General features: G+C 59.7%; 19 protein-coding genes. 6 read left to right on the top strand and 13 right to left on the bottom strand.

From position 1 onward, the window contains the following. Nucleotides 1-3: 3 nt before the first annotated feature. The 8 genes from rimI to ACIQWS_RS01505 all read right to left on the bottom strand — a co-directional run bounded on the left by rimI (nucleotide 4) and on the right by ACIQWS_RS01505 (nucleotide 9,063). On the bottom strand, nucleotides 4-507 hold the full coding sequence (rimI, locus tag ACIQWS_RS01540; protein WP_288191787.1) for a ribosomal protein S18-alanine N-acetyltransferase: 504 nt from the start codon (nucleotides 505-507) through the stop codon (nucleotides 4-6). Then, on the bottom strand, nucleotides 504-1,193 hold the full coding sequence (gene tsaB / locus ACIQWS_RS01535) for a tRNA (adenosine(37)-N6)-threonylcarbamoyltransferase complex dimerization subunit type 1 TsaB (protein ID WP_403169575.1): 690 nt from the start codon (nucleotides 1,191-1,193) through the stop codon (nucleotides 504-506). Before tsaB ends, rimI begins: the two co-directional genes overlap by 4 nt. Nucleotides 1,194-1,340: 147 nt before the next feature. Next, the gene (locus ACIQWS_RS01530; protein WP_403169572.1) at nucleotides 1,341-1,709 is read right to left on the bottom strand and encodes a type II toxin-antitoxin system VapC family toxin; all 369 of its coding nucleotides are present in this window, start codon (nucleotides 1,707-1,709) and stop codon (nucleotides 1,341-1,343) included. 2 nt (nucleotides 1,710-1,711) lie between these two features. After that, nucleotides 1,712-1,912 (bottom strand): type II toxin-antitoxin system VapB family antitoxin, encoded by a 201-nt coding sequence (locus ACIQWS_RS01525; protein ID WP_403169570.1) that lies wholly within the window; start codon nucleotides 1,910-1,912, stop codon nucleotides 1,712-1,714. Between the two features lie 114 nt (nucleotides 1,913-2,026). Beyond that, entirely contained in the window at nucleotides 2,027-4,069 is a 2,043-nt protein-coding gene (locus ACIQWS_RS01520; protein ID WP_346305920.1) for a GAF domain-containing protein, read from the bottom strand. A gap of 168 nt (nucleotides 4,070-4,237) precedes the next feature. Then, entirely contained in the window at nucleotides 4,238-4,753 is a 516-nt protein-coding gene (locus ACIQWS_RS01515; protein ID WP_403169566.1) for a DUF3859 domain-containing protein, read from the bottom strand. A 6-nt stretch (nucleotides 4,754-4,759) separates the two neighbouring features. Further along, nucleotides 4,760-6,940 carry a malate synthase G gene (locus ACIQWS_RS01510; RefSeq protein WP_403169563.1) on the bottom strand — a complete coding sequence of 727 codons (2,181 nt, stop codon included), beginning with the start codon at nucleotides 6,938-6,940 and terminating at the stop codon, nucleotides 4,760-4,762. Between the two features lie 107 nt (nucleotides 6,941-7,047). Then, complete coding sequence (locus ACIQWS_RS01505) at nucleotides 7,048-9,063, bottom strand: hydantoinase/oxoprolinase N-terminal domain-containing protein (protein WP_403169560.1); 2,016 nt, start codon at nucleotides 9,061-9,063, stop codon at nucleotides 7,048-7,050. Between the two features lie 144 nt (nucleotides 9,064-9,207). On the opposite strand from ACIQWS_RS01505, the gene ACIQWS_RS01500 reads away from it, so the two are divergent. Then, nucleotides 9,208-10,167, top strand: coding sequence for a cation diffusion facilitator family transporter (locus ACIQWS_RS01500; protein ID WP_403169557.1), 960 nt, complete (start codon nucleotides 9,208-9,210; stop codon nucleotides 10,165-10,167). Here the strand turns inward: ACIQWS_RS01500 and ACIQWS_RS01495 are convergent. Continuing rightward, on the bottom strand, nucleotides 10,164-11,399 hold the full coding sequence (locus ACIQWS_RS01495; protein WP_403169555.1) for a DNA recombination protein RmuC: 1,236 nt from the start codon (nucleotides 11,397-11,399) through the stop codon (nucleotides 10,164-10,166). The two genes, ACIQWS_RS01500 and ACIQWS_RS01495, sit on opposite strands and share 4 nt — an antisense overlap. A 114-nt stretch (nucleotides 11,400-11,513) precedes the next feature. Here ACIQWS_RS01495 and def point away from each other — a divergent pair, with 114 nt between their 5' ends. The 4 genes from def to truA are packed head-to-tail and all read left to right on the top strand — an operon-like array spanning nucleotide 11,514 to nucleotide 14,262. Next, nucleotides 11,514-12,044, top strand: a complete 531-nt coding sequence (def, locus tag ACIQWS_RS01490) for a peptide deformylase (RefSeq protein WP_403169553.1) — start codon at nucleotides 11,514-11,516, stop codon at nucleotides 12,042-12,044. Nucleotides 12,045-12,053: 9 nt separating this feature from the next. After that, complete coding sequence (gene fmt, locus ACIQWS_RS01485) at nucleotides 12,054-12,983, top strand: methionyl-tRNA formyltransferase (RefSeq protein ID WP_403177344.1); 930 nt, start codon at nucleotides 12,054-12,056, stop codon at nucleotides 12,981-12,983. Further along, nucleotides 12,980-13,477, top strand: coding sequence for a GNAT family N-acetyltransferase (locus tag ACIQWS_RS01480; RefSeq protein WP_403169550.1), 498 nt, complete (start codon nucleotides 12,980-12,982; stop codon nucleotides 13,475-13,477). Before fmt ends, ACIQWS_RS01480 begins: the two co-directional genes overlap by 4 nt. Continuing rightward, nucleotides 13,477-14,262 (top strand): tRNA pseudouridine(38-40) synthase TruA, encoded by a 786-nt coding sequence (gene truA, locus ACIQWS_RS01475; protein WP_346308141.1) that lies wholly within the window; start codon nucleotides 13,477-13,479, stop codon nucleotides 14,260-14,262. The genes ACIQWS_RS01480 and truA overlap by 1 nt, the downstream gene beginning before the upstream one ends. Here truA and ACIQWS_RS01470 read toward each other — a convergent pair. Both ACIQWS_RS01470 and dapE read right to left on the bottom strand, forming a co-directional pair. After that, nucleotides 14,214-14,825 (bottom strand): hypothetical protein, encoded by a 612-nt coding sequence (locus tag ACIQWS_RS01470; protein WP_403169546.1) that lies wholly within the window; start codon nucleotides 14,823-14,825, stop codon nucleotides 14,214-14,216. The genes truA and ACIQWS_RS01470 overlap by 49 nt on opposite strands. Nucleotides 14,826-14,831: 6 nt before the next feature. Next, complete coding sequence (gene dapE, locus ACIQWS_RS01465) at nucleotides 14,832-16,019, bottom strand: succinyl-diaminopimelate desuccinylase (RefSeq protein ID WP_403169544.1); 1,188 nt, start codon at nucleotides 16,017-16,019, stop codon at nucleotides 14,832-14,834. 101 nt (nucleotides 16,020-16,120) lie between these two features. Between dapE and ACIQWS_RS01460 the strand changes: the two genes are divergently transcribed. After that, complete coding sequence (locus ACIQWS_RS01460) at nucleotides 16,121-17,149, top strand: 2-dehydropantoate 2-reductase (RefSeq protein WP_403169541.1); 1,029 nt, start codon at nucleotides 16,121-16,123, stop codon at nucleotides 17,147-17,149. A gap of 5 nt (nucleotides 17,150-17,154) precedes the next feature. Here the strand turns inward: ACIQWS_RS01460 and ACIQWS_RS01455 are convergent, their stop codons facing one another. Beyond that, entirely contained in the window at nucleotides 17,155-18,450 is a 1,296-nt protein-coding gene (locus tag ACIQWS_RS01455) for an MFS transporter (protein ID WP_346308145.1), read from the bottom strand. 83 nt (nucleotides 18,451-18,533) lie between these two features. After that, nucleotides 18,534-19,388 (bottom strand): 2,3,4,5-tetrahydropyridine-2,6-dicarboxylate N-succinyltransferase, encoded by an 855-nt coding sequence (dapD, locus tag ACIQWS_RS01450; RefSeq protein WP_403169538.1) that lies wholly within the window; start codon nucleotides 19,386-19,388, stop codon nucleotides 18,534-18,536. Nucleotides 19,389-19,503 lie beyond the last annotated feature (115 nt).

Raw genomic sequence — 19,503 nt, 5'->3', positions numbered from 1 at the left:
ATGTCAGCGTGCCCGCTTCAGGTCACGGCGCATGGTCAGGGCCGCGGAACGGCCGCCCGCAGTTTCATAATAGCCGGGACGTTTGCCCACCTGCTTGAATCCAAGGCGGCGGTAGAGCGCCAGGGCCGGCATATTTGTCTCGTCCACCTCCAGAAACAGCATTTCCGCCCGGGCATTGTGCAGATGGCGCAGGGTCGCGTCCATCAGAGCATGGCCAAGACCACGCCGTTGCGCGGACGGCGCCACCGCAATCGTCAGGATTTCCGCCTCGTCGACAACGAGCCTTGCCAGCACGAAGCCGCCGGGAGGCGCAGATCGCCTGCCCTCTTCCCGCGCAATGAAACCGAAGACATTCCCTTGCATCATCAGCGCATGGAATTCCTCATCGCTCCATGGCTGGCTGAACGTCAAGGCGTGCAGCTTTGCCAGGTGAATCGAATCCGTGCTTGCCAACGGTTCAATGACAAAAGGACGGTTGCGCAGATTGCCCAGGGGAAAGCCCATCATTCCGAGACCTTCCTTCGCAGGACAAAACCCTGCTGTGGCTTGACGTCGAGCCCGCGCAGATAGAGCGGCTTCGGCGCTTCCCCATCAACCGCGCGCAGAGCGCCCAGCCGGGCAAAGGCTTCAATCGTTCCCGTCGACGTGGTCACGGCCACATCGAGCTTGTGTTCCTTGCCATCATTGACGAGGGCCGCGCCCGACCCGGACAGCACGACATCGTCCGGCCGTTCCGACAAGGCAGAGAACACGTCCGGTAGGGTTGTCACACCGGGCACCGAACCGGCAGAACCGTCCGGCGCAAAGAACTGCGCATAGATCTCGTCGCGACGTGCATCGATAATCGACAGGACGGGACGTTCCGGAAACACACGCCGTGCATCAAAAGCCAATGCTTCAAGCGTGCTGACACCCACGACCGGACATTGCAAGGCAAGACCAAAGCCCCGCGCCGTGGAAACGCCGACACGCACGCCGGTGAACGATCCCGGACCGATGCTGACCGCGATCTTGCCAATGGCACTGATCGGCACCGCTGCATGGTTCAACGTCTGTTCAATGAAGGCCATCAAACGCTCCGCATGTCCCTTGCCAATATCCTCACTCGTTGCGGCAAGCACGGTCCCGGTCTCGACATCGAGAACAGCAACGGAGCAACGAGTGGAGGCCGTATCAAGCGCAAGCAGTTTCATGGCCAATCGCGTAAACAAGAATCAGCCAGCAAACAAGTAGTGTTCGGGGCGGCACGCATTAATCTGGTCAAAATTGCACGAGGCTTTTCAGTCCTGTTGCTGATTGCCGCCTCGATCGCGAACACTGAACCCTGTACCTTGTCCGCATCACGGAAAGTCAACGTTGAGTTGCAGGCGAGCGGCAGCGGCAGCCAATCTCTTGTCTCTGCTCCACAACCGCGTGCCGGGTGTTAGCCGCGTTGCCGCCAGCAAGTGCGCGTCGACATAGCCGATACCAAAACCGAACAGCGCTTCGGCATCGATAAAATGCAGGACTTCCTCCTCGTTGGCTATTTTCACCTTCGGCAGATCACGAAGGGCAGCCAGGATGAGGTCACGTTGCCGTAAAATGCCTAAAGCAATTTCACCCACGATGAATGGGTGAACCATTATCTGATTGGTGTTGAGACGCAGTTTTAATTCGGCATCGCCAACGCGCAAATGATCAATCCATATCGATGTATCGGCGAGGATCACGCCTATGCGCCCGATCCGATGCGGCGGCGGGGTATCCTGTTCAAACCTGGTTCGCTCCCTCCAAGAAGCGCCAACCGGCGTGCGCTTTCGCGTTCGATCAAAGCCTTGAGGGCTTCCCGAACGAGGGCGGATTTTTCATGCAATCCCGTGAAATCCTGTGCTTTGGCAATAAGCTCATCATCAAGAGCAAGTGTGGTGCGCATTTCGGGCTTCCTGGTTCAGGCATGATTTTAGCATCGAATGATGCGGCAAACAATGCATACCAAAGTCGATCCACGCGCCGCCGACCGTCCGTGCGGATTGACCAAAGATCTTGATCAATTATCCATGACCAGTGCCAGCGGCGCCCTGAACCGCGCCACAAGCCCTTCTTTCTCATACTGAATATCGGCATCCCCGGTGCCCGACAGGCCAAAACGGATCAGGCGCGAGCCAAATCCCTTCTTTTCGGGAGCAGTTGTGGCCGGGCCTCCGCTCTCGCGCCATGTCAGAACAAATTCCATCTGCGACGAAGCACGCTGGATTTCCCAACTGATCTCCACCTTGCCTTGCCTGTTGGACAGCGACCCATATTTCAGTGCGTTCGTGGCAAGTTCATGCAGCAGCAGCGACAGGGAAAGAACGGCCTTTGGCCCGAGATTGAGATTGGGTCCGCGCAAGACGAACTGCGCTGTTTCGCCGTGCAGCGCCAGGACGCTCTCCAGCACTGAGCGGATACGCGCGGCCGACCAGTTCTGGTGCAGCAGCACATTGTGCGCGGAGCTGAGCGCCATCAGGCGCTGCTTGAATGCCTCGACCGCGTCCTGCGGCGCATCGCGCAATGTCTGCGTCGCAATGGCCTGAACCATGGTAAGCGTGTTTTTCAGGCGATGGCTCAATTCCTGATTGAGAATACCCTGTTCATGTTCGGCCTGCAGCTTGGCAATCGCCGCGTAGGTTCGGTCGGCAATGCTCACGACAAACTGAATCTCGTCGGTCTGCCAATCCCTCGGATTCTCACCGTGAACAAACATCAGCCCCACGAGTTCACCGGCATGCATCAGCGGTACATTGATGAACGACCGGGCTTGAAGGGCGGCATAGCCGTCATAGTCCTGCGCCAGCCAGTCCGTTCCCGGTATGTCGGAGACGGCAATCGGAATCCCGATCTGTGAGTTCTTGATCGTCGCCTTGAAGTTCACCAGCGAGTGGCGGCCGGCCATGGACTTCAGTGCGGCCGCTGTCCAATCCCGCTCGACATTGAATAGATCCGCCGTCAGATCGATGATGGCAAATCCCGCACGACCGGCATTCAGGTTTTCACCGAGAATCCGTGAGGCAATTTCCGCAGCTTCGCCCGTTGTATGGGCGTCGCGAATACTGTCACCCAGTTCGAGGAGGGCAGCCTGGCGGATTTCCGCCTGCTTGCGCTTGGTGACATCCTGGACCGTGCCACGGAAAAACGCGGGTTGGCCAGCCTCGTCATGGGTGAGCTCGCCACGGCGGCTCAGCCAGCGCAGCGACCCGTCATCGGCACGGCGGATCCGGTATTCGATATCAAGCATGACGTTGCCATCAAGGCGCGATGGTTGATCGGAAACCAGATGCCTGTCGTCCGCATAGGTCAGCACCTCGAACGTCGGAGCGGAATATTGCTCGCTCTCCGGCAGTCCGTATAGCCTGCACATTTCGGGTGTAACGCGCGCAATATTGGTTTTAAGATTGAGTTCGAATGCCCCGATGCCCCCCGCCTGTTGCGCGGGACCAAGCCATCCATCGACCCGGTACTGCTTGTTGCGCGCCGCTTCACTCGACAGGGCCCGTTTCAGGCTGGAGCGAATCGAGCGCTGCTGCTGGAGAACAACGTCGTTGCGGTTTTCCAGCACCCGGCGCAGTTCGAGGATGGTAATGACCTGCTCGGCAAGGTCCTGAAGGGCCTCGGTTTGTGCTTCGGTCAGCCCGCCGGGGCGCGGCACGCTGTCGATCACGCACAGGGTTCCGATCGCCTCGCCGCTGGGTGTATTGAGAACTGCCCCGGCATAGAACCGGATATGGGGTTCTCCCGTCACCAGGGTATTGTGCCTGGTGCGCTCATCCAGTGTGAGATCGGGAATGACCAGGACAGAGCCCGTCGGCAGCGCATGGGCACAAACCGATTGCTCCAAAGGTGTTTCACAGGTCTCAAAGCCGGACCGCGCCTTGAACCATTGCCGGTCTCCGGCGACCAGGCTGATCAAAGCAACCGGTGTCTCGCAAATCTGCTTGGCAAGAGAGACAATATTATCGAATGCCGGCTCTGACGGCGTATCAAGGACATCATATTCAGCAAGGGCAGCCAGCCGATGGGCGTCCTGAAGAACTGAATGGGGCAAATCGCTCATGGATAAACCCAATCGCCAAATTATATGAGAGACACGGGAGTTTTCGTGATTATCAAATAGTCTAATTTTGCTCCGTGACAATTGCTATTTGCAAATTCCCGCGATCCGCGTCGCCGCAGGGAGAGGAAATGCCGATCCAGCACGATATCTGAACGGGCTTGGCCATTATCAGGATATGGGACAGCTGCCGGCGGTCACGTCGAAACTCCTGGTGGCAAACTCGCGCCCATGCGTGTCCTGCAGGGAAAAGGTCCAGACACCGGAAACCAGTTCGTAGCTCTTCTCGAACACCCAGCCCGCATAGCGCTGCTGCCGGATGGCGCCGTCGGGCCAGCTGCTGCGCTGCATACTACGACCATCAGGCGTGTGAATGACCGGATGCCGGACAACGATCATGATCGGCACGACCTGGAAATCGGGGACATTGAACGCGGCATACATCACGCCGAAACTGGTCCCGAGGCAGGCGGTTATTTTGTCGGCCCTGACAACCTCGACCGGCCCGTCGACGAGCCGGTTATAACCTGTCGGTGTATCCGGTGCCGCTTCAGTGCCGACATCCCTCGCCCGCGTCAGACCCCAGTTGAGGATTTCAATGGCCGGTTCTGCGCCCTGCGCCCTCGCAAGCCCCGCCCCGGCCAACAATGCCGGAAACACCAGGGCCAGGAGGGGAAGAGCGCGCATCGGCTGCTATGCAGCCGCGCGCTTGGCTTTCAGTTGCAGTCTGCGGCGGTGCAGGACCGGCTCGGTGTAGCCGTTCGGCTGTGCCCGCCCCTTGAACACCAGATCGCAAGCGGCCTGAAACGCCACCGATGCGTCGAAATCGGCGGCCATCGGCTGATAGTGCGGATCGCCCTCATTCTGCTTGTCGACGACCCCGGCCATGCGCTTCAGCGTTTCCAGAACCTGCGCCTCGCCGGCAACGCCGTGATGCAGCCAGTTGGCAATGTGCTGGGCGGAAATGCGCAGTGTGGCGCGATCCTCCATCAGGCCGACATTGTTGATGTCCGGGACCTTGGAGCAGCCGACGCCCTGATCCACCCAGCGCACGACATACCCCAGAATGCCCTGGGCGTTGTTGTCGAGCTCGCGCTGGATATCTTCCGGTGTCCAGTTGGGCCGCGAAGCGACCGGCACCGACAGGATATCACTGAGTTTGGCGCGGCCGCGCGTCTTCAGCTTTGCCTGTACCTCGGCCACATCAACCTTGTGATAGTGGGTGGCATGCAGCGTGGCGGCCGTCGGCGACGGCACCCATGCGGTGTTGGCACCGGCCTTCGGATGGGCAATCTTCTGTTCAAGCATGGCTGCCATGAGGTCCGGCATGGCCCACATGCCCTTGCCGATCTGCGCGTGGCCGGAAAGGCCGCATTCAAGCCCGACATCGACATTCCAGTTTTCATAGGCGCCGATCCACGATGCCTGCTTCATGTCACCCTTGCGGATCATCGGACCCGCCTCCATCGAGGTGTGAATCTCGTCGCCGGTGCGGTCGAGGAAGCCGGTATTGATAAAAACAACCCGTTCTTTCGCTGCACGGATGGCTTCCTTGAGGTTGACCGTCGTACGACGCTCCTCATCCATGATGCCCATCTTCATCGTGTTGGGCTGCATGCCGAGCAGGGCTTCAACGCGCCCGAACAGCTCTGAGGCAAAGGCGACTTCTTCCGGGCCGTGCATTTTCGGCTTGACGACATACATCGAACCGGCGCGCGAATTCATGCGGCGGCCCTTGGGGCCGACGTCGTGCAGGGCGATCAGGCCGGTGATTGCCGCATCCATGATGCCTTCCGGCACCTCATTGCCATCCTTGTCGAGGATGGCCGGATTGGTCATGAGATGACCGACATTGCGCACCAGCATGAGCGAACGGCCGGGCAGCGTCAGCGGCTTGCCGTCTTTTCCCGTGTAGTCCCGGTCGGGATTGAGCTTGCGCGTGACCGATTTGCCGCCCTTTTCAAACGTATCCTGCAAATCGCCATTCATCAGGCCGAGCCAATTGCGATAGACAACAACCTTGTCTTCCGCATCGACGGCAGCAACGGAATCCTCGCAGTCCTGAATCGTGGTGAGTGCCGATTCCAGCACCACATCGGCGATATTGGCCGGGTCGGTTTTTCCAATGGGATGATCGGCGTTGATGACGATCTCCACATGCATGCCGTTCTTCACCAGCAGAATGGAGGATGGCCTGGAAGCATCGCCCTTATAGCCAACGAGCTGTGCCTGATCCTTCAGCGACGGCGAGACCCCATTGGCGGTCTTGAGCACAAGTGTGCCGCGATCAACGGAAAGACCGGTCACATCGGCCCAGTGTGCGCCATTGAGTGGCGCGCTGTCGTCGAGAAAGGCCTTGGCCCAAGCGATGACCTTGGCGCCACGCAGCGGATTGAATGCCTTGCCCTTTTCCGCGCCGTCGGTTTCCGGAATGGCATCGGTTCCATAGAGCGCATCGTAAAGCGAACCCCAACGCGCATTGGCCGCGTTGAGCGCATAGCGGGCGTTCATGACAGGCACCACGAGCTGCGGTCCGGCCGTTACCGCGATTTCCGGATCCACATTGTCGGTCGAGACGGAGAATGTTCCGCCCTCAGGCAGCAGATAGCCAATTTCCCGCAGGAACGCTTCATATTGCTCCGGCGTGTATCCTGTCTGCCGCTTTTCGCGATAGAACGCATCGAGCTTTTCCTGAAATGCATCGCGCTTGGCGAGCAAGGCCCGGTTCTTGGGCGACAGATCATCGACAATTGCTGCCAGACCCTGGAAAAAGGCGTCGGCATTGATCGATGTTCCGACCACCGCTTCATTAGCCACGAAGTCGTAGAGCTCTTTCGCCACCTTCAGACCATCGATCTCGACCCGCTCGCTCATACCATACTCCTTAAGATTTTCTGTTAGCGTACCCTTGAACACACCAAAGCATTCCTCGTCAATTCGGCCTAAATGAACATGATTTGTGCCAGAAGGGAAACAATCAATCAGTGGGCAATGCGAGGCCTGCCGGTTGCGGTTGCAACCAGCACCGCTTCGATGAATTTTCGCTGGTCTTCAACAGTCGCAGCGCTGATGTTTCGGGCGATGGTGACCTGTGCCTCGTCGGTGCCAGCCTCCAGCGCGAAACTGCGAACCTGCCCTTGCAGCGTTTCTTCAGCGAAGGCAATCGCGAGATCTTCCTCCTGAAAGTCCTTCATCGCCTCCCCCGCTGTCACGCGAAAAATCCCTTCGGCGGGCTGGCCGATGTGGGCTTCGACCGATACGCGCACCTGCCCGACCACGGCACCGAGCGCATTGGCAACGTCCGTATCGACGGGAACAATGCTTGGCGCACCCAGCATGGCTCCAACGGCGGGATAATAGACGGGAGCGGAAGCACCCAGGCCGATCAGCGGCCGGTCAATATCAAGCTTGACGCCGGCAATACCGCCCTGCCCGGAAAGCGCGCGCTGGGTCAGCGGACTGGCCACCATCTCAGGTCCATCCAATCCATCTTCGGCAAACACGGTTTCCAGCACCACTTCCGATGAACGGCGAATGAGCGCGTCATAGGTGCGCCGCGAAATTTCTTCCGGCGTATCGCACAGCGGGCGGCCCGCGCCGTCCTTGCGCCTGGCATAGAGAATGGCGCCATAGCGCGCCGCCTCGCCGTTCCAATTGTTCTGCAGATGGAGAACATGGCAGGCATCGGACGGCGTGAACCCCGAGAGATGAACGAGTCCCCGCGCAACCAGCCGATTGATCGTCGCGGTCTGGGAAACCGAGTTCAGGAGCCGGTCGAGCGGCTGCGGCTCCCGGGTGATCCGCTGATAGAGCTCGGCTTCACCCTTGCTCAATCCGGATGCCATTTGCTCGGGAACGCCGGTCAGCAAAGCGAACCGGCCATCCAGGCGTCCGGGATTGGCCGTCTTCACCTGCCGCGCCAGATGATCGATGACGATGGCACCGTGATTGGCCGCAAGCAGGGACAGCGGCACCAGCCGCCGTGGTCCAAGCATGATGCGCGGTGCCATGGCATTGTCGTCCAGCGACACCTCTGAATCACCGCCCAGCCCGAACGTACGCATGGCCACCGCCTCGACCATGGTGCGGAAACCGCCAACGGTGGCGCCATTGGGATCAAGCCGTGGACGGCCATTGTCGAGAACGGCAACGTCCGTGGTCGTCCCGCCAATATCGGACACGATAGCGTTGTCGAGGCCCGTCATGTGGCGCGCGCCGACAAGACTGGCAGCCGGTCCCGACAGGATCGTTTCAATCGGACGGTGCCGTGCAAAAGCCGCCGAGACCAGTGCACCATCGCCGCGCACCACCATGAGCGGCGCATGTATGCCGCGCCGGTCCAGAAATCCTTCCGTTGCCGCCACCAGACGGTCAATCATGGCGATGAGCCGCGCATTGAGGACCGTTGTCAGGGCCCGGCGCGGACCGTTCAGCTTGGCCGAAAGTTCGTGACTGCAGGTAACAGGCAGACCCGTCTCAGCGCGCACAAGATCACGAATGGCAATCTCATGCTCGGGGTTGCGCACGGCAAAATAGGCGCAGACTGCAAAGCCCGTCACCTCCTCCTTGAGGCGCGGCAAGGCCTCCTGCAGCGTCGAGACATCGAAAGGTTGCGGGCGGCCATAGACATCGTGCCCGCCGGGCAGGAAGACGACGGGATCGGAGCCAAGGGCAGACCCGAGGTCCGCCTTCTCGAGGTCGGCCGGCGAGAACCCAACCATGACAAGCGCGATCCGCCCGCCCTGTCCTTCGACAAGAGCATTGGTGGCCAGGGTCGTCGACATGGACACAAGGCGGATATGGCCGGGATCAACGGAAGCCTCTTCGACAATGCGCTCGACCGCCCCGGAGATACCCACACTCAGATCGTGACGTGTTGTCAGAGCCTTTGCCTTGGCGATAACACCCCGCGCCTCCGACCAGAGAACCGCATCCGTATAGGTGCCGCCCGTATCAATACCGAGGAAAATTGCGTTCTCTACCTGTGAATCAGCCATGATGCCCTGCGCCGTTTGTGGCAGGGTTATCCCATGACGGCACCAACGACTAGCGTCATTCCGACCATTTGCCGCCGCAACAGCACAACAGTGCCGGAACCATTCAAATCCTGCTACGTTGAGACGTGGGAAAAGGGGGCTTCTATGGCATCACAATCTGGCAGTCATGCGGGATCGAAGAAGGTTATCTATGCCGCCATCCTCGGCAATCTTCTGATCGCGGCCACCAAGTTCATTGCCGCCTTCTTCACCGGCAGTTCCGCCATGCTGTCGGAAGGCGTTCATTCGCTTGTGGATACGGGAAATGGCGGCCTGCTTCTCTACGGTCTGCGGCGGGCCGCCAAGCCAGCCGACAAGGCGCATCCGCTCGGGCATGGACGCGAGCTTTACTTCTGGAGTTTCATCGTTGCGTTGCTGGTGTTTGCCGTGGGCGCCGGTGTCTCGTTCTATGAAGGCCTCACCCACATTCTTGAGCCGGAGCCCGTCGCCAATCCCACTGTCAACTATGTCGTGCTTGGCTTTGCGCTGCTGTTCGAGGGCATCTCATGGACAGTCGCGCTGAAAGAATTCCGAACCATGAAAGGCAAGCTTGGCTATCTCGAAGCCGTGCAACAGAGCAAGGACCCGAGCGTCTTTACCGTCCTGTTTGAGGATACGGCTGCGTTGCTGGGACTCATCGTAGCTTTTGCCGGCATTTCAGCGGCGCAATTCTTCGACATGCCTGAACTCGATGGCGTCGCCTCCATCGGCATTGCCATGATCCTCGGTGCAACCGCAATTTTCCTCGCCCGGGAAAGCAAGGGCCTGCTGATCGGCGAGTCGGCACTTCCCGAGGCGGAACAGCAGATTCTTGACATCGCCGGCAAAGATCCGGCCATTCAGCAGGCAAACGGCGTGCTGACCGTCCATATGGGACCCAAGCAGATCGTTGCCGGGCTCAGCATTGAATTTGAGGATCATCTTGCCGCACCCGAAATCGAAGCCTGCGTCGAGCGTATCGAAACAGGGATCCGTCAGGCCAACCCGGACATCGTGTCCGTCTTCGTCAAACCGCAGACTGCAAGTAGCTGGAAGACGCGGCGGCAAAAAATCGTTGAGGGCTAATCTTCATCCACCACGCGCAGGCGCAACTGGCCCGTTGCCGATGCTGCCGACCTGTTGGCATCCGGCCCCTTCGCGGGTTCGCCGGCCGCCGGATCGACAAACTCCAGCGCCTCGATCTTCTGGCCGCGCTTCGTCACCTTGCTGGACGAGACGAGAATATCGTCAATATCCTTGCTCGCCTGACCGAAATGCGTCTGCAGCCGCCGGACCCGGTCGTCCAGACGCCCGACATCTTCCATCAGGCGGATCACTTCACCCTGAATGAGATGGGCCTGCTCGCGCATGCGCACATCCTTGAGCACCGCCTGAATGACCTGAATGGACAGCATCAGCAGCGATGGCGAAACGATGACGATGCGCGAACGATGGGCTTTTTGCACAATGCCTTCGAAATTCTCGTGAATTTCGGCAAAGATGGATTCCGATGGGACAAAGAGAAATGCCGTATCCTGGGTTTCGCCATTGATCAGATATTTCTCTGAAACATCGCGAATATGGATCTCGATATCCCGGCGGAACTGGGCAAGCGCCAGTTTCTTCGTATCCGGTGTCTCGGACTCGCGGATGGCGTTCCATGCTTCCAGCGGAAATTTGGCGTCGATGACCAGATTGGGCGCGCCATTCGGCATGCGGACGATACAATCCGGCCGGCTTCCATTGGAAAGTGTAGCCTGGAACTCATAGGCTCCCTGCGGCAGGCCATCGGCAATGATGGTTTCCATGCGCGCTTGGCCGAAAGCGCCGCGCGTCTGCTTGTTGGCGAGAATCGCCTGCAGCTGGACAACCTGTCCGGCCAGCGACTGGATATTGTTCTGCGCGGTATCGATGACCGCCAGCCGCTCCTGCAATTTGGCCAGGTTTTCATGGGTCGACTGCGTCTGTTCCGTCATGGTTTGGCCGATGCGGCTGGTCATGCCGTCAAGGCGCTCGCGGATCGACTGGTTGAGCTCCGCCTGGCGCGAACCGAAAAGTTCCGCCATGGTCTGCATGCGGCCCTGCATCTCTGACTGGCTCTTCAGGATCTCGGCCATCCGTACTTCCGCATCACGCGCACGGTCTTCCGCCTGGAATTCCGCGATCAGCCGTACCCGTGCCGAACGCCAGAGCGCGATCCCGCACAGGACAATGGCAAGTGCAACGATGATAGCCGCCATTACCAGCGCGGTACCGACCGATATCGAGGTGGCACCAAGCTGAAACAATGGCTGGTCGAGTGAATGTGATGTTTCCATGGGAAGCAGACTAACCGATTCGGATGGCAAATGTGAGATCAAAACGAGAACATTTTCACAAATGCCATTTATGCCGGGATTGACGGTTGAAAGCCGAGATATTAGGTGATGCTCATGTCTATCAAACCGCTTGTCATTCTTCCCGATCCGCTGTTGCGCCAGGTTTCCAAACCCGTGGAGCGCTTTGACGCCGATTTGCGCAAATTCTCCAACGACATGCTCGACACCATGTATGACGCGCCGGGGATCGGCCTCGCCGCCATTCAGGTGGCGGAACCGCTGCGCATGCTGGTGATCGACCTTGCCAAGGAAGACGAACCGAAGGCACCTCAGGTTTTCATCAACCCCGAGATTTTGTCGTCGAGCACCGAACGCAACATCTATGAAGAAGGCTGCCTGTCCATTCCGGATTATTATGCGGAAGTGGAACGTCCGGCAAAAGTGCGCGTCGCCTATTTCGACATCGACGGCAAAAAGCATGAAATCGAGGCGGACGGTTTGCTGGCGACCTGCCTTCAGCACGAGATCGACCACCTTAATGGCGTTCTGTTCATCGATTACATCTCGCGCCTCAAGCGTGAAATGGTGATGAAGAAGTTCAAGAAGCTTGCCAAGGATCGTGTTCCGAGCCGGCTGGCGGTGTAAGCCATGAGCCTGCGTATCGTCTTCATGGGAACCCCGGAATTCTCCGTGCCGGTTCTCAACGCGCTCATTGGTCAGGGCCATGAGATCGTCGCCGTCTACAGTCAGCCGCCGCGTCCGGCAGGCCGGCGCGGGCTGGAACTGACCCCCTCGCCCGTTCATCGCAATGCCGAAGAATTCGGCATTGAAGTGCGCACGCCCAAAAGCCTTCGCAGCCCCGAGGAACAGCAGGCGTTTTGTGATCTCAATGCGGATGTTGCCATCGTGGTGGCCTATGGCCTGATCCTGCCCACCGCTATTCTCGAAGGCACGCGCCTTGGCTGCTACAACGGCCATGCCTCGCTTCTTCCGCGCTGGCGCGGCGCCGCGCCGATCCAGCGTGCCATCATGGCGGGCGACAGCGAAACCGGCATGATGATCATGAAAATGGATGAGGGGCTGGATACCGGCCCGGTCGCCATGGCCGAAAAGGTCAAGATCACGCCCGACACGACCGCGGGCGAACTGCATGACCAGCTCAGCATGATCGGCGCCGACCTGATGGTGCGCGCTATGGCCGCGCTGGAACGGGACAGCCTCACCCTGACACCGCAATCGGAAGACGGTGTCACCTACGCGTCGAAGATCACCAAGGTAGAAACCCGCATCGACTGGACCCTGCCGGCCATTGACATCCATAACCGTATTCGCGGTCTGGCACCGTTTCCGGGCGCCTGGTGCGAGATGGAGATCGGTGACGGCCTTGAACGTGTCAAGTTGCTGCGCTCGCTGCTTGCAACCGGTGCCGGCGTGCCGGGCACGGTGCTTGATGACGATCTGCGCATTGCCTGCGGAGAAGGTGCAGTGCGTTTGCGCGCGCTGCAGCGCGCGGGCGGCAAGGCGATGGACGGGCAGGAATTCCAGCGCGGCGCCAAGATTGCGCAAGGGGCAAAGCTGCCATGAGCAGCATCACCATTCGTCGCGTACAGCCCGCGGACCGCGCGTTGATCTCAGCTATCGTCGAAGACGCTTTTGCGGGACCGGATGAGGCAAGGCTGGTCGAGCAACTCAGTGGCAACGGCGATATCGTGCTCGAACTGGTTGCGGAATTCGATGGTGCCCTGGCGGGCCACATCCTGTTTTCAAGGCTGCGCGTTGAGAATGGAACCAGCTTTGACGCGGTTGCACTGGCGCCGCTCAGTGTCGTCTCCGGTCACCAGGGTAGAGGCATCGGGTCGGCACTGATCAGGGCCGCGCATCAGGAATTGGTGCTCATGGGCGAAACCCTTTCCATTGTCCTCGGCGATCCCGGCTATTACGGTCGCTTCGGCTATATGAATGCACGGGCATCGGGTTTTGCCAGCCAATATCAGGGCGAGTATCTCCAGGCGCTGGCTTTCGCTGATGCACCTCTGTCGGGAACGCTGGTCTATTCCAGAGCGTTCGAGGGCCTTTGATGCCGCGCTACAAACTCACCATCGAATATGACGGCACCCCCTATGCGGGTTGGCAGCGGCAGGAAAACGGCCATACCGTTCAGGCAGCCATCGAGCAGGCCATCTTCAAGTTTTGCGGCGAAACCATCTCCCTCGGCGCAGCGGGCCGCACCGATTCCGGCGTGCATGCGATTGCCCAGATTGCCCATGTGGATCTGACCAAGGACTGGAGCAGCGCCAAGGTGCGCGAGGCGCTCAACGCCCATCTCGTCGTGGCCGGAGAAACGGTCGGGATCATCAATGTCGAGCGGATGACCGAGAATTTCGATGCGCGTTTCTCCGCGACGGGCAGGCATTATCTCTACCGCATCATCAATCGCCGCCCGCCGGCACCGCTCGAAGCATTCCGCGCGTGGTGGGTGAAGAAGCCGCTCGATGCGGAGGCAATGCACGAGGCGGCACAACGGCTGGTCGGAACCCATGATTTCACGACCTTTCGCGCCACCCAATGTCAGGCAAAAAGCCCGGTCAAATCGCTCGATCACCTCAGTGTGCTTCGCAACGGGGAAATCATCGAAATCAGGGCATCCGCGCGCTCGTTCCTGCACAACCAGATTCGCTCATTTGCGGGAACGTTGAACGAAGTGGGTTGCGGGCGCTGGACAGCCGATGATGTCAGCGATGCCCTTGCGGCCCGGGACCGCAAGGCCTGCGGCCCTGTCGCGCCGCCTTACGGGCTCTACCTCGTCGGCGTGGATTATCCGAGTGTGACCGGCTCCGGCATGGCAATGCCCAGCACGCTCTGAAGAACGACCACCAGGATTATATATCCCGTGACCAGAATGGCGAAGAACGCCGTCGTATAGGCATAGGTTTTCTTCAATGCCACATGCGTCAATCGATAGGTCAAAACAAGCGCAACGGCGTTGAGGATGAGGTCGACACCCAGAGAGAGCTGCGGCCGGGTTGGAACGAAAATATGAACCAGTGTGGCGGGCACAACCAGCCAGTTCACCAATGCGGACCCCCAGTTGCTGGTGATCACATAGACACTGAAACGGTTGCGCAGGCCAATGCGCGGTGCAACAAAAAGCAGCACCACCAATGGCAGGACCCACGCGGTCAAATCGACAAAGGCGATCCGGCCGATCAGGGACAACCGGGTTCCTGTTTCGGGCCGGAAGGCCACCGCATCATTGGCAAAAACAATCCAGCTCAAAATCAGGGGTGGCAGCGACACCGTGATGGCCTGGAATGATTGCCAGAAGCCGTCTTCGGAAAGGTCGAACAATTCCAGACCGTCGGCATGGCCGTTCATGATCCGCCACGAGCCCCAGAAATAACGCTGGATGTCTTCAAAATTCAGCATGGTCGCTCAGGCAAAAAAGTCGGCAATGAACCGCTCGTAAATTTGTGTCAGCGTTTCCAGGTCTGCGACCGCCACGCGCTCATCCACCATGTGCATGGTCTGCCCCACGAGCCCAAATTCGACCACCGGGCAATAATCCTTGATAAAGCGCGCATCGGAGGTGCCGCCCGACGTGGACAGCTGCGGCCGCTTGCCGGTCACGGCTTCGACCGAAGCCGTCAGCGTGCCGATAAGTTTTTCATCATGGGTGAGAAAGACGTGGCTTGGCCGGTCGCGCCAGACCAGCTCGTAATTGACCGGGGTTTTCCGGCCCGGCCGCAGCTTGCGCCGCCCGGATGCCTTGTCGAGACGGTTGTGGATTTCCGCCATCAGCGTCTCATCCGTCCATGTGTCGTTGAAACGGATATTGAACGTCGCGGTTGCCTTGGCCGGGATGACGTTGACCGCCGGATTTCCGACATCGATCGTCGTGACTTCCAGGTTGGTCGCCTGAAAGTTCTTCGTCCCCTTGTCGAAAGCCGGATAAAGCAGGCTGTCCACCAGCGTCACTAGCCCGCGAACCGGGCTGTCGGCCAGATGCGGATAGGCCGCGTGCCCCTGAACACCGTGAACGGTGATTGTTCCCGAGAGCGAACCGCGCCGGCCGATCTTGATCATGTCGCCCAGCTTGTCGGGATTGGTCGGCTCGCCGACGATGGCCGCATCCCAGGTTTCGCCCCTCGCCTTGGCCCATTCCAGCAATTTACCGGTACCGTTGATCGACGGGCCTTCCTCATCGCCGGTGATCAGGAAGGAAATCGAGCCCTTCAACGCTCCGTTCTTCGCAATGTGCCGAGCAACGGCGGCGGCAAAGCAGGCGATGCCGCCCTTCATATCCACCGCACCCCGGCCGTACATCTCGCCCTTGTGGATCGCCGCCGAAAATGGCGGGTAGGTCCAGGCCGCCGCGTCACCGACGGGAACAACATCGGTATGACCGGCAAACATCAGATGCGGCCCATTGCCCGAACGTCTGGCATAGAGGTTTTCAACGTCCGGCGTCCCGTCTTCGCTGAAGGTGGGGCGCTCGACGGAAAAGCCCAGCGGCGCCAGCATGGCTTCAAGCGTGGTGAGAGCACCGCCTTCCGCTGGTGTAACCGACGGACAAGCAATGAGTTGGGCGAGGTTTTTTACGGGATCTGTCGAGGATGTCATGTGCAAAGCGATAATCCAAAAGCAGCATCCTGTCACGCACTGGATCACAATGCGCGCATCTGTTTTAATGGCTGACGATTGCGTCAAACCGGGGCCCGCCAATGCTTGAAAACGCCAGCCGCATTGTTGTCGCAGGTGCCGGTTCCATTGGCTGCTATGTCGGCGGGCAGCTTGCCGCCGCGGGAAAAGCAGTCACGTTCCTGGTGCGGCCCCGCGTGGCGGACGAAATCCGGCGCGCCGGCCTGAAAATTGTCAATCTCGACGGCACGGAGCGGCTTCTACCCCCGGACCGGCTTTCCCTCACCCAGGACCCTGCCACTGCCTTCGACAAGGCGCGGATCATTCTCGTGGCGGTCAAGAGCGGCGCGACGCAAGAGATGGCGGGGCTGATTGCCAGATACGCGCCTGCAGACAGCATTGTCGTGAGCCTGCAGAACGGCGTTGGCAATGCCGACGTTCTGCAAAAGAACCTCCCGGAGAGCATGACCGTGATTGCCGGGATGGTGCCTTTCAACGTTGTCCAATCGGATGCGGGCGCACTGCCCCTGACCGTACGCCGCACCACGCAGGGCACGATCCTTGTCGAGAACAAGGTCGAAGGCCTGACCGAAGCCCTGTCGACGCCGGACCTTCCGGTCAGCCACCACGACAATATGCAAGGCATTCTCTGGGGCAAGCTGATGATGAACCTGAACAACGCGCTCAACGCCTTGTCAAACCTGCCGCTTGCCGCACAGCTTGCGGACCGTGACTGGCGCGTCTTGCTTGCCGATCAGATGGGCGAAGGCCTCAAGGTCATGCGCGCACATGGCATTGTTGCAGCCCCGGTCCAGGGCGTATCACCCGCGATACTCCCATGGATTCTGCGATTGCCCGATTTTCTCTTCCGCCGCATCGCCCGCCGGATGCTGGCTATCGACCCGCGTGCCCGATCATCCATGTGGGAGGATTTTTCCCGTGGCCGGACCACCGAAATCGATTACCTCCAGGGTGTCATCGTGAAACTGGCCCGGGAAAAGAATGTCCCCACGCCCCTGGCGCAAAAGGTCATTGCCTGCGTCAAACAGGCTGAGGGGCAGCCGGTCCGCTGCCATGCGGTGGCCGAGATCCGCCAGAAATTCGTCGCGTAAACGGTTCAGTCGATCGGCTTTCCCGTTTTGTCCTTCATGGTCAAAAGCGTCAGCGCGCTCACCAGCGCCGCCGCCATCACATAAAAACTCGGAGCCAGTTTCGTACCTGTTGCCTCGATCAGGAGCGTGACGATGACAGCGGCAAAACCGCCGAAAATGGTCACGGCGAAATTATAAGCGAGTGACAGCCCGGTGGAGCGCAGCCCGGCGGGAAACTGCTCGGCCAGCAGCGCCGGTGCCGGTCCGGTGAATGCGGCGAGAAGCAGGCCGAGAATGCCCTGGACAATAGCCAGGGTCATCAGATCGGGCTTGGCATTGACCCACGCGAACAGTGGATAGATCAGAACACCGATGGCAATGGCGGCGGCCAGCAACAGCCGCTTGCGCCCCACGCGGTCCGACAAGGCCCCGGCAATGGGACAACCCAGCATCAGCACCAGCCCGCCAATGGTCGTCGCAACGAATGCATCGGCGAGCGGGATGTTGAGCTGCTTGACGGCATAGGTCGTCATGTAGAACAGCAGCACATAGGTGCATACCGTCCAGAGAATGGTGACGCCAAAGCCGGATGCAATCCCGCGCGGATGATCCCTGAGGGCGTCACGCAGCGGCGACTCGCTCTTCTGCGTGTGGCTGTCGGTGAAGACCGGCGTCTCATCGACGCGGGCGCGGATGTAGAACCCGACCGGTCCGATCAGCAACCCCAGAAGGAACGGCACGCGCCAGCCCCAGCTGTCGATGGCTGCGGGATCAAGCGCGTGCGTGACGATGGTGCCGCAGATACCACCGAGCACGACGGCCAGCGCCTGACTTGTCTGCTGCCAGCTGGCATAGAACCCGCGTTTTTCCGGCGGCGCATACTCGATGAGAAAGGCCGTCGCGCCGCCGATCTCTCCACCGGCGGAAAAGCCCTGGATCAACCGCGCCAGAACAATAACCAGCGGCCCGACAATGCCTGCTTGCGCATAGGTCGGCGCAAAGCCGAGCAGTGCCGTGCCGAACGCCATCATCAGGATTGTCAGGGTCAGTGCCGCCTTGCGCCCCTTCCGGTCGGCGTAGACACCGAGAACAACTGCCCCGACCGGGCGCATGAAAAAGCCGACACCATAGGTGCCGACCGTGAGCAGGATCGAGGTCAGGTCATTGATCGCGGGAAAGAACAAGCGCGCGATGATCGGCGTGAAGAAGCCGTAGACGGTAAAATCAAACCATTCGAGGCCATTGCCGATGGTGGCGGCGGCAATGGCATGGCGCCGCTTGGCGTCATAATCGCGGGTCAGAAGGGAAGCCTGCACAGTCATACTGGTACCTCAGCTGAGATGGAATCGGCTTGGGTACCAGCTTCTGTCGGGAATCTCCGTCTGTCCAGATGTAAATCGCCTAATCAGTCACGCAGCAATTCATTGATCGAGGTCTTGGAGCGGGTCTTCTCGTCGACGCGCTTGACGATCACCGCGCAATAGAGGCTCGGGCCCGGTTCATTGTTCGGGAAAGGCTTGCCCGGCAGAGTGCCCGCGACAACGACCGAATAGGGCGGAACTTCGCCGTAGAAAATCTCGCCGGTGGCACGGTCGACGATCTTTGTCGATTTGCCGATGAACACGCCCATGCCGAGGACCGCGCCTTCGCGCACGATGCAGCCTTCGACCACTTCCGAGCGGGCGCCGATGAAGCAATTGTCTTCGATGATGGTCGGACCTGCCTGCATGGGCTCGAGAACGCCGCCGATGCCGACGCCACCGGAAAGGTGCACGTGCTTGCCGATCTGTGCGCAGGAGCCCACCGTGGCCCATGTATCCACCATCGTCCCCTCGCCGACATAGGCGCCGAGATTGACGAAGGACGGCATCAGGATGGCGCCGGGAGCAATATAGGCCGAACGGCGGACAATCGCGCTCGGCACCGTGCGGAAGCCCGCCTTGCTGAACTCGGTCGCACCCCAGCCATCAAACTTGGAGGGAACCTTGTCCCACCACGGTGCACCGCCAGGGCCGCCCTCGATGATGCCCATGTGATTGAGACGGAAGGAAAGGAGCACTGCCTTTTTGAGCCACTGATTGACGGTCCATGCACCATCCGCCTGCCGTTCGGCAACACGGGCTTCGCCGCTGTCGAGAAGCAGCAATGATGTGTCAACCGCATCGCGTATTTCGCCGCGCGTTTCGGTGTTCACGGCATCGCGTTCGTCAAAGGCCTTGTTGATGGTCTCTTCAAGACTGGCCAGGTCGGGCTTGGACATTTTCAGGTCACTCCATTGCACGGGCGGTTAAGGCTGATGTAAGGCCTAGTAAGATAAGTCTGTGAGAGGGTCAATCGCAGCGCCACAATGTTGGACGACGAATAGGATTTAATGT

The organism is Phyllobacterium sp. NPDC097923, from assembly GCF_044760925.1.
GTDB lineage: Bacteria > Pseudomonadota > Alphaproteobacteria > Rhizobiales > Rhizobiaceae > Phyllobacterium > Phyllobacterium calauticae.
This window is presented reverse-complemented; position numbering and strand designations above follow the sequence as displayed.

Excerpts from the sequence above, each read along its gene's own strand:
- rimI (WP_288191787.1), bottom strand. The coding sequence starts at position 507 with ATGATGGGCTTTCCCCTGGGCAATCTGCGCAACCGTCCTTTTGTCATT.
- tsaB (WP_403169575.1), bottom strand. The coding sequence starts at position 1,193 with ATGAAACTGCTTGCGCTTGATACGGCCTCCACTCGTTGCTCCGTTGCT.
- ACIQWS_RS01525 (WP_403169570.1), bottom strand. The coding sequence starts at position 1,912 with ATGCGCACCACACTTGCTCTTGATGATGAGCTTATTGCCAAAGCACAG.
- ACIQWS_RS01520 (WP_346305920.1), bottom strand. The coding sequence starts at position 4,069 with ATGAGCGATTTGCCCCATTCAGTTCTTCAGGACGCCCATCGGCTGGCT.
- ACIQWS_RS01515 (WP_403169566.1), bottom strand. The coding sequence starts at position 4,753 with ATGCGCGCTCTTCCCCTCCTGGCCCTGGTGTTTCCGGCATTGTTGGCC.
- ACIQWS_RS01510 (WP_403169563.1), bottom strand. The coding sequence starts at position 6,940 with ATGAGCGAGCGGGTCGAGATCGATGGTCTGAAGGTGGCGAAAGAGCTC.
- ACIQWS_RS01505 (WP_403169560.1), bottom strand. The coding sequence starts at position 9,063 with ATGGCTGATTCACAGGTAGAGAACGCAATTTTCCTCGGTATTGATACG.
- ACIQWS_RS01500 (WP_403169557.1), top strand. The coding sequence starts at position 9,208 with ATGGCATCACAATCTGGCAGTCATGCGGGATCGAAGAAGGTTATCTAT.
- ACIQWS_RS01495 (WP_403169555.1), bottom strand. The coding sequence starts at position 11,399 with ATGGAAACATCACATTCACTCGACCAGCCATTGTTTCAGCTTGGTGCC.
- def (WP_403169553.1), top strand. The coding sequence starts at position 11,514 with ATGTCTATCAAACCGCTTGTCATTCTTCCCGATCCGCTGTTGCGCCAG.
- ACIQWS_RS01480 (WP_403169550.1), top strand. The coding sequence starts at position 12,980 with ATGAGCAGCATCACCATTCGTCGCGTACAGCCCGCGGACCGCGCGTTG.
- truA (WP_346308141.1), top strand. The coding sequence starts at position 13,477 with ATGCCGCGCTACAAACTCACCATCGAATATGACGGCACCCCCTATGCG.
- ACIQWS_RS01470 (WP_403169546.1), bottom strand. The coding sequence starts at position 14,825 with ATGCTGAATTTTGAAGACATCCAGCGTTATTTCTGGGGCTCGTGGCGG.
- dapE (WP_403169544.1), bottom strand. The coding sequence starts at position 16,019 with ATGACATCCTCGACAGATCCCGTAAAAAACCTCGCCCAACTCATTGCT.
- ACIQWS_RS01460 (WP_403169541.1), top strand. The coding sequence starts at position 16,121 with ATGCTTGAAAACGCCAGCCGCATTGTTGTCGCAGGTGCCGGTTCCATT.
- ACIQWS_RS01455 (WP_346308145.1), bottom strand. The coding sequence starts at position 18,450 with ATGACTGTGCAGGCTTCCCTTCTGACCCGCGATTATGACGCCAAGCGG.
- dapD (WP_403169538.1), bottom strand. The coding sequence starts at position 19,388 with ATGTCCAAGCCCGACCTGGCCAGTCTTGAAGAGACCATCAACAAGGCC.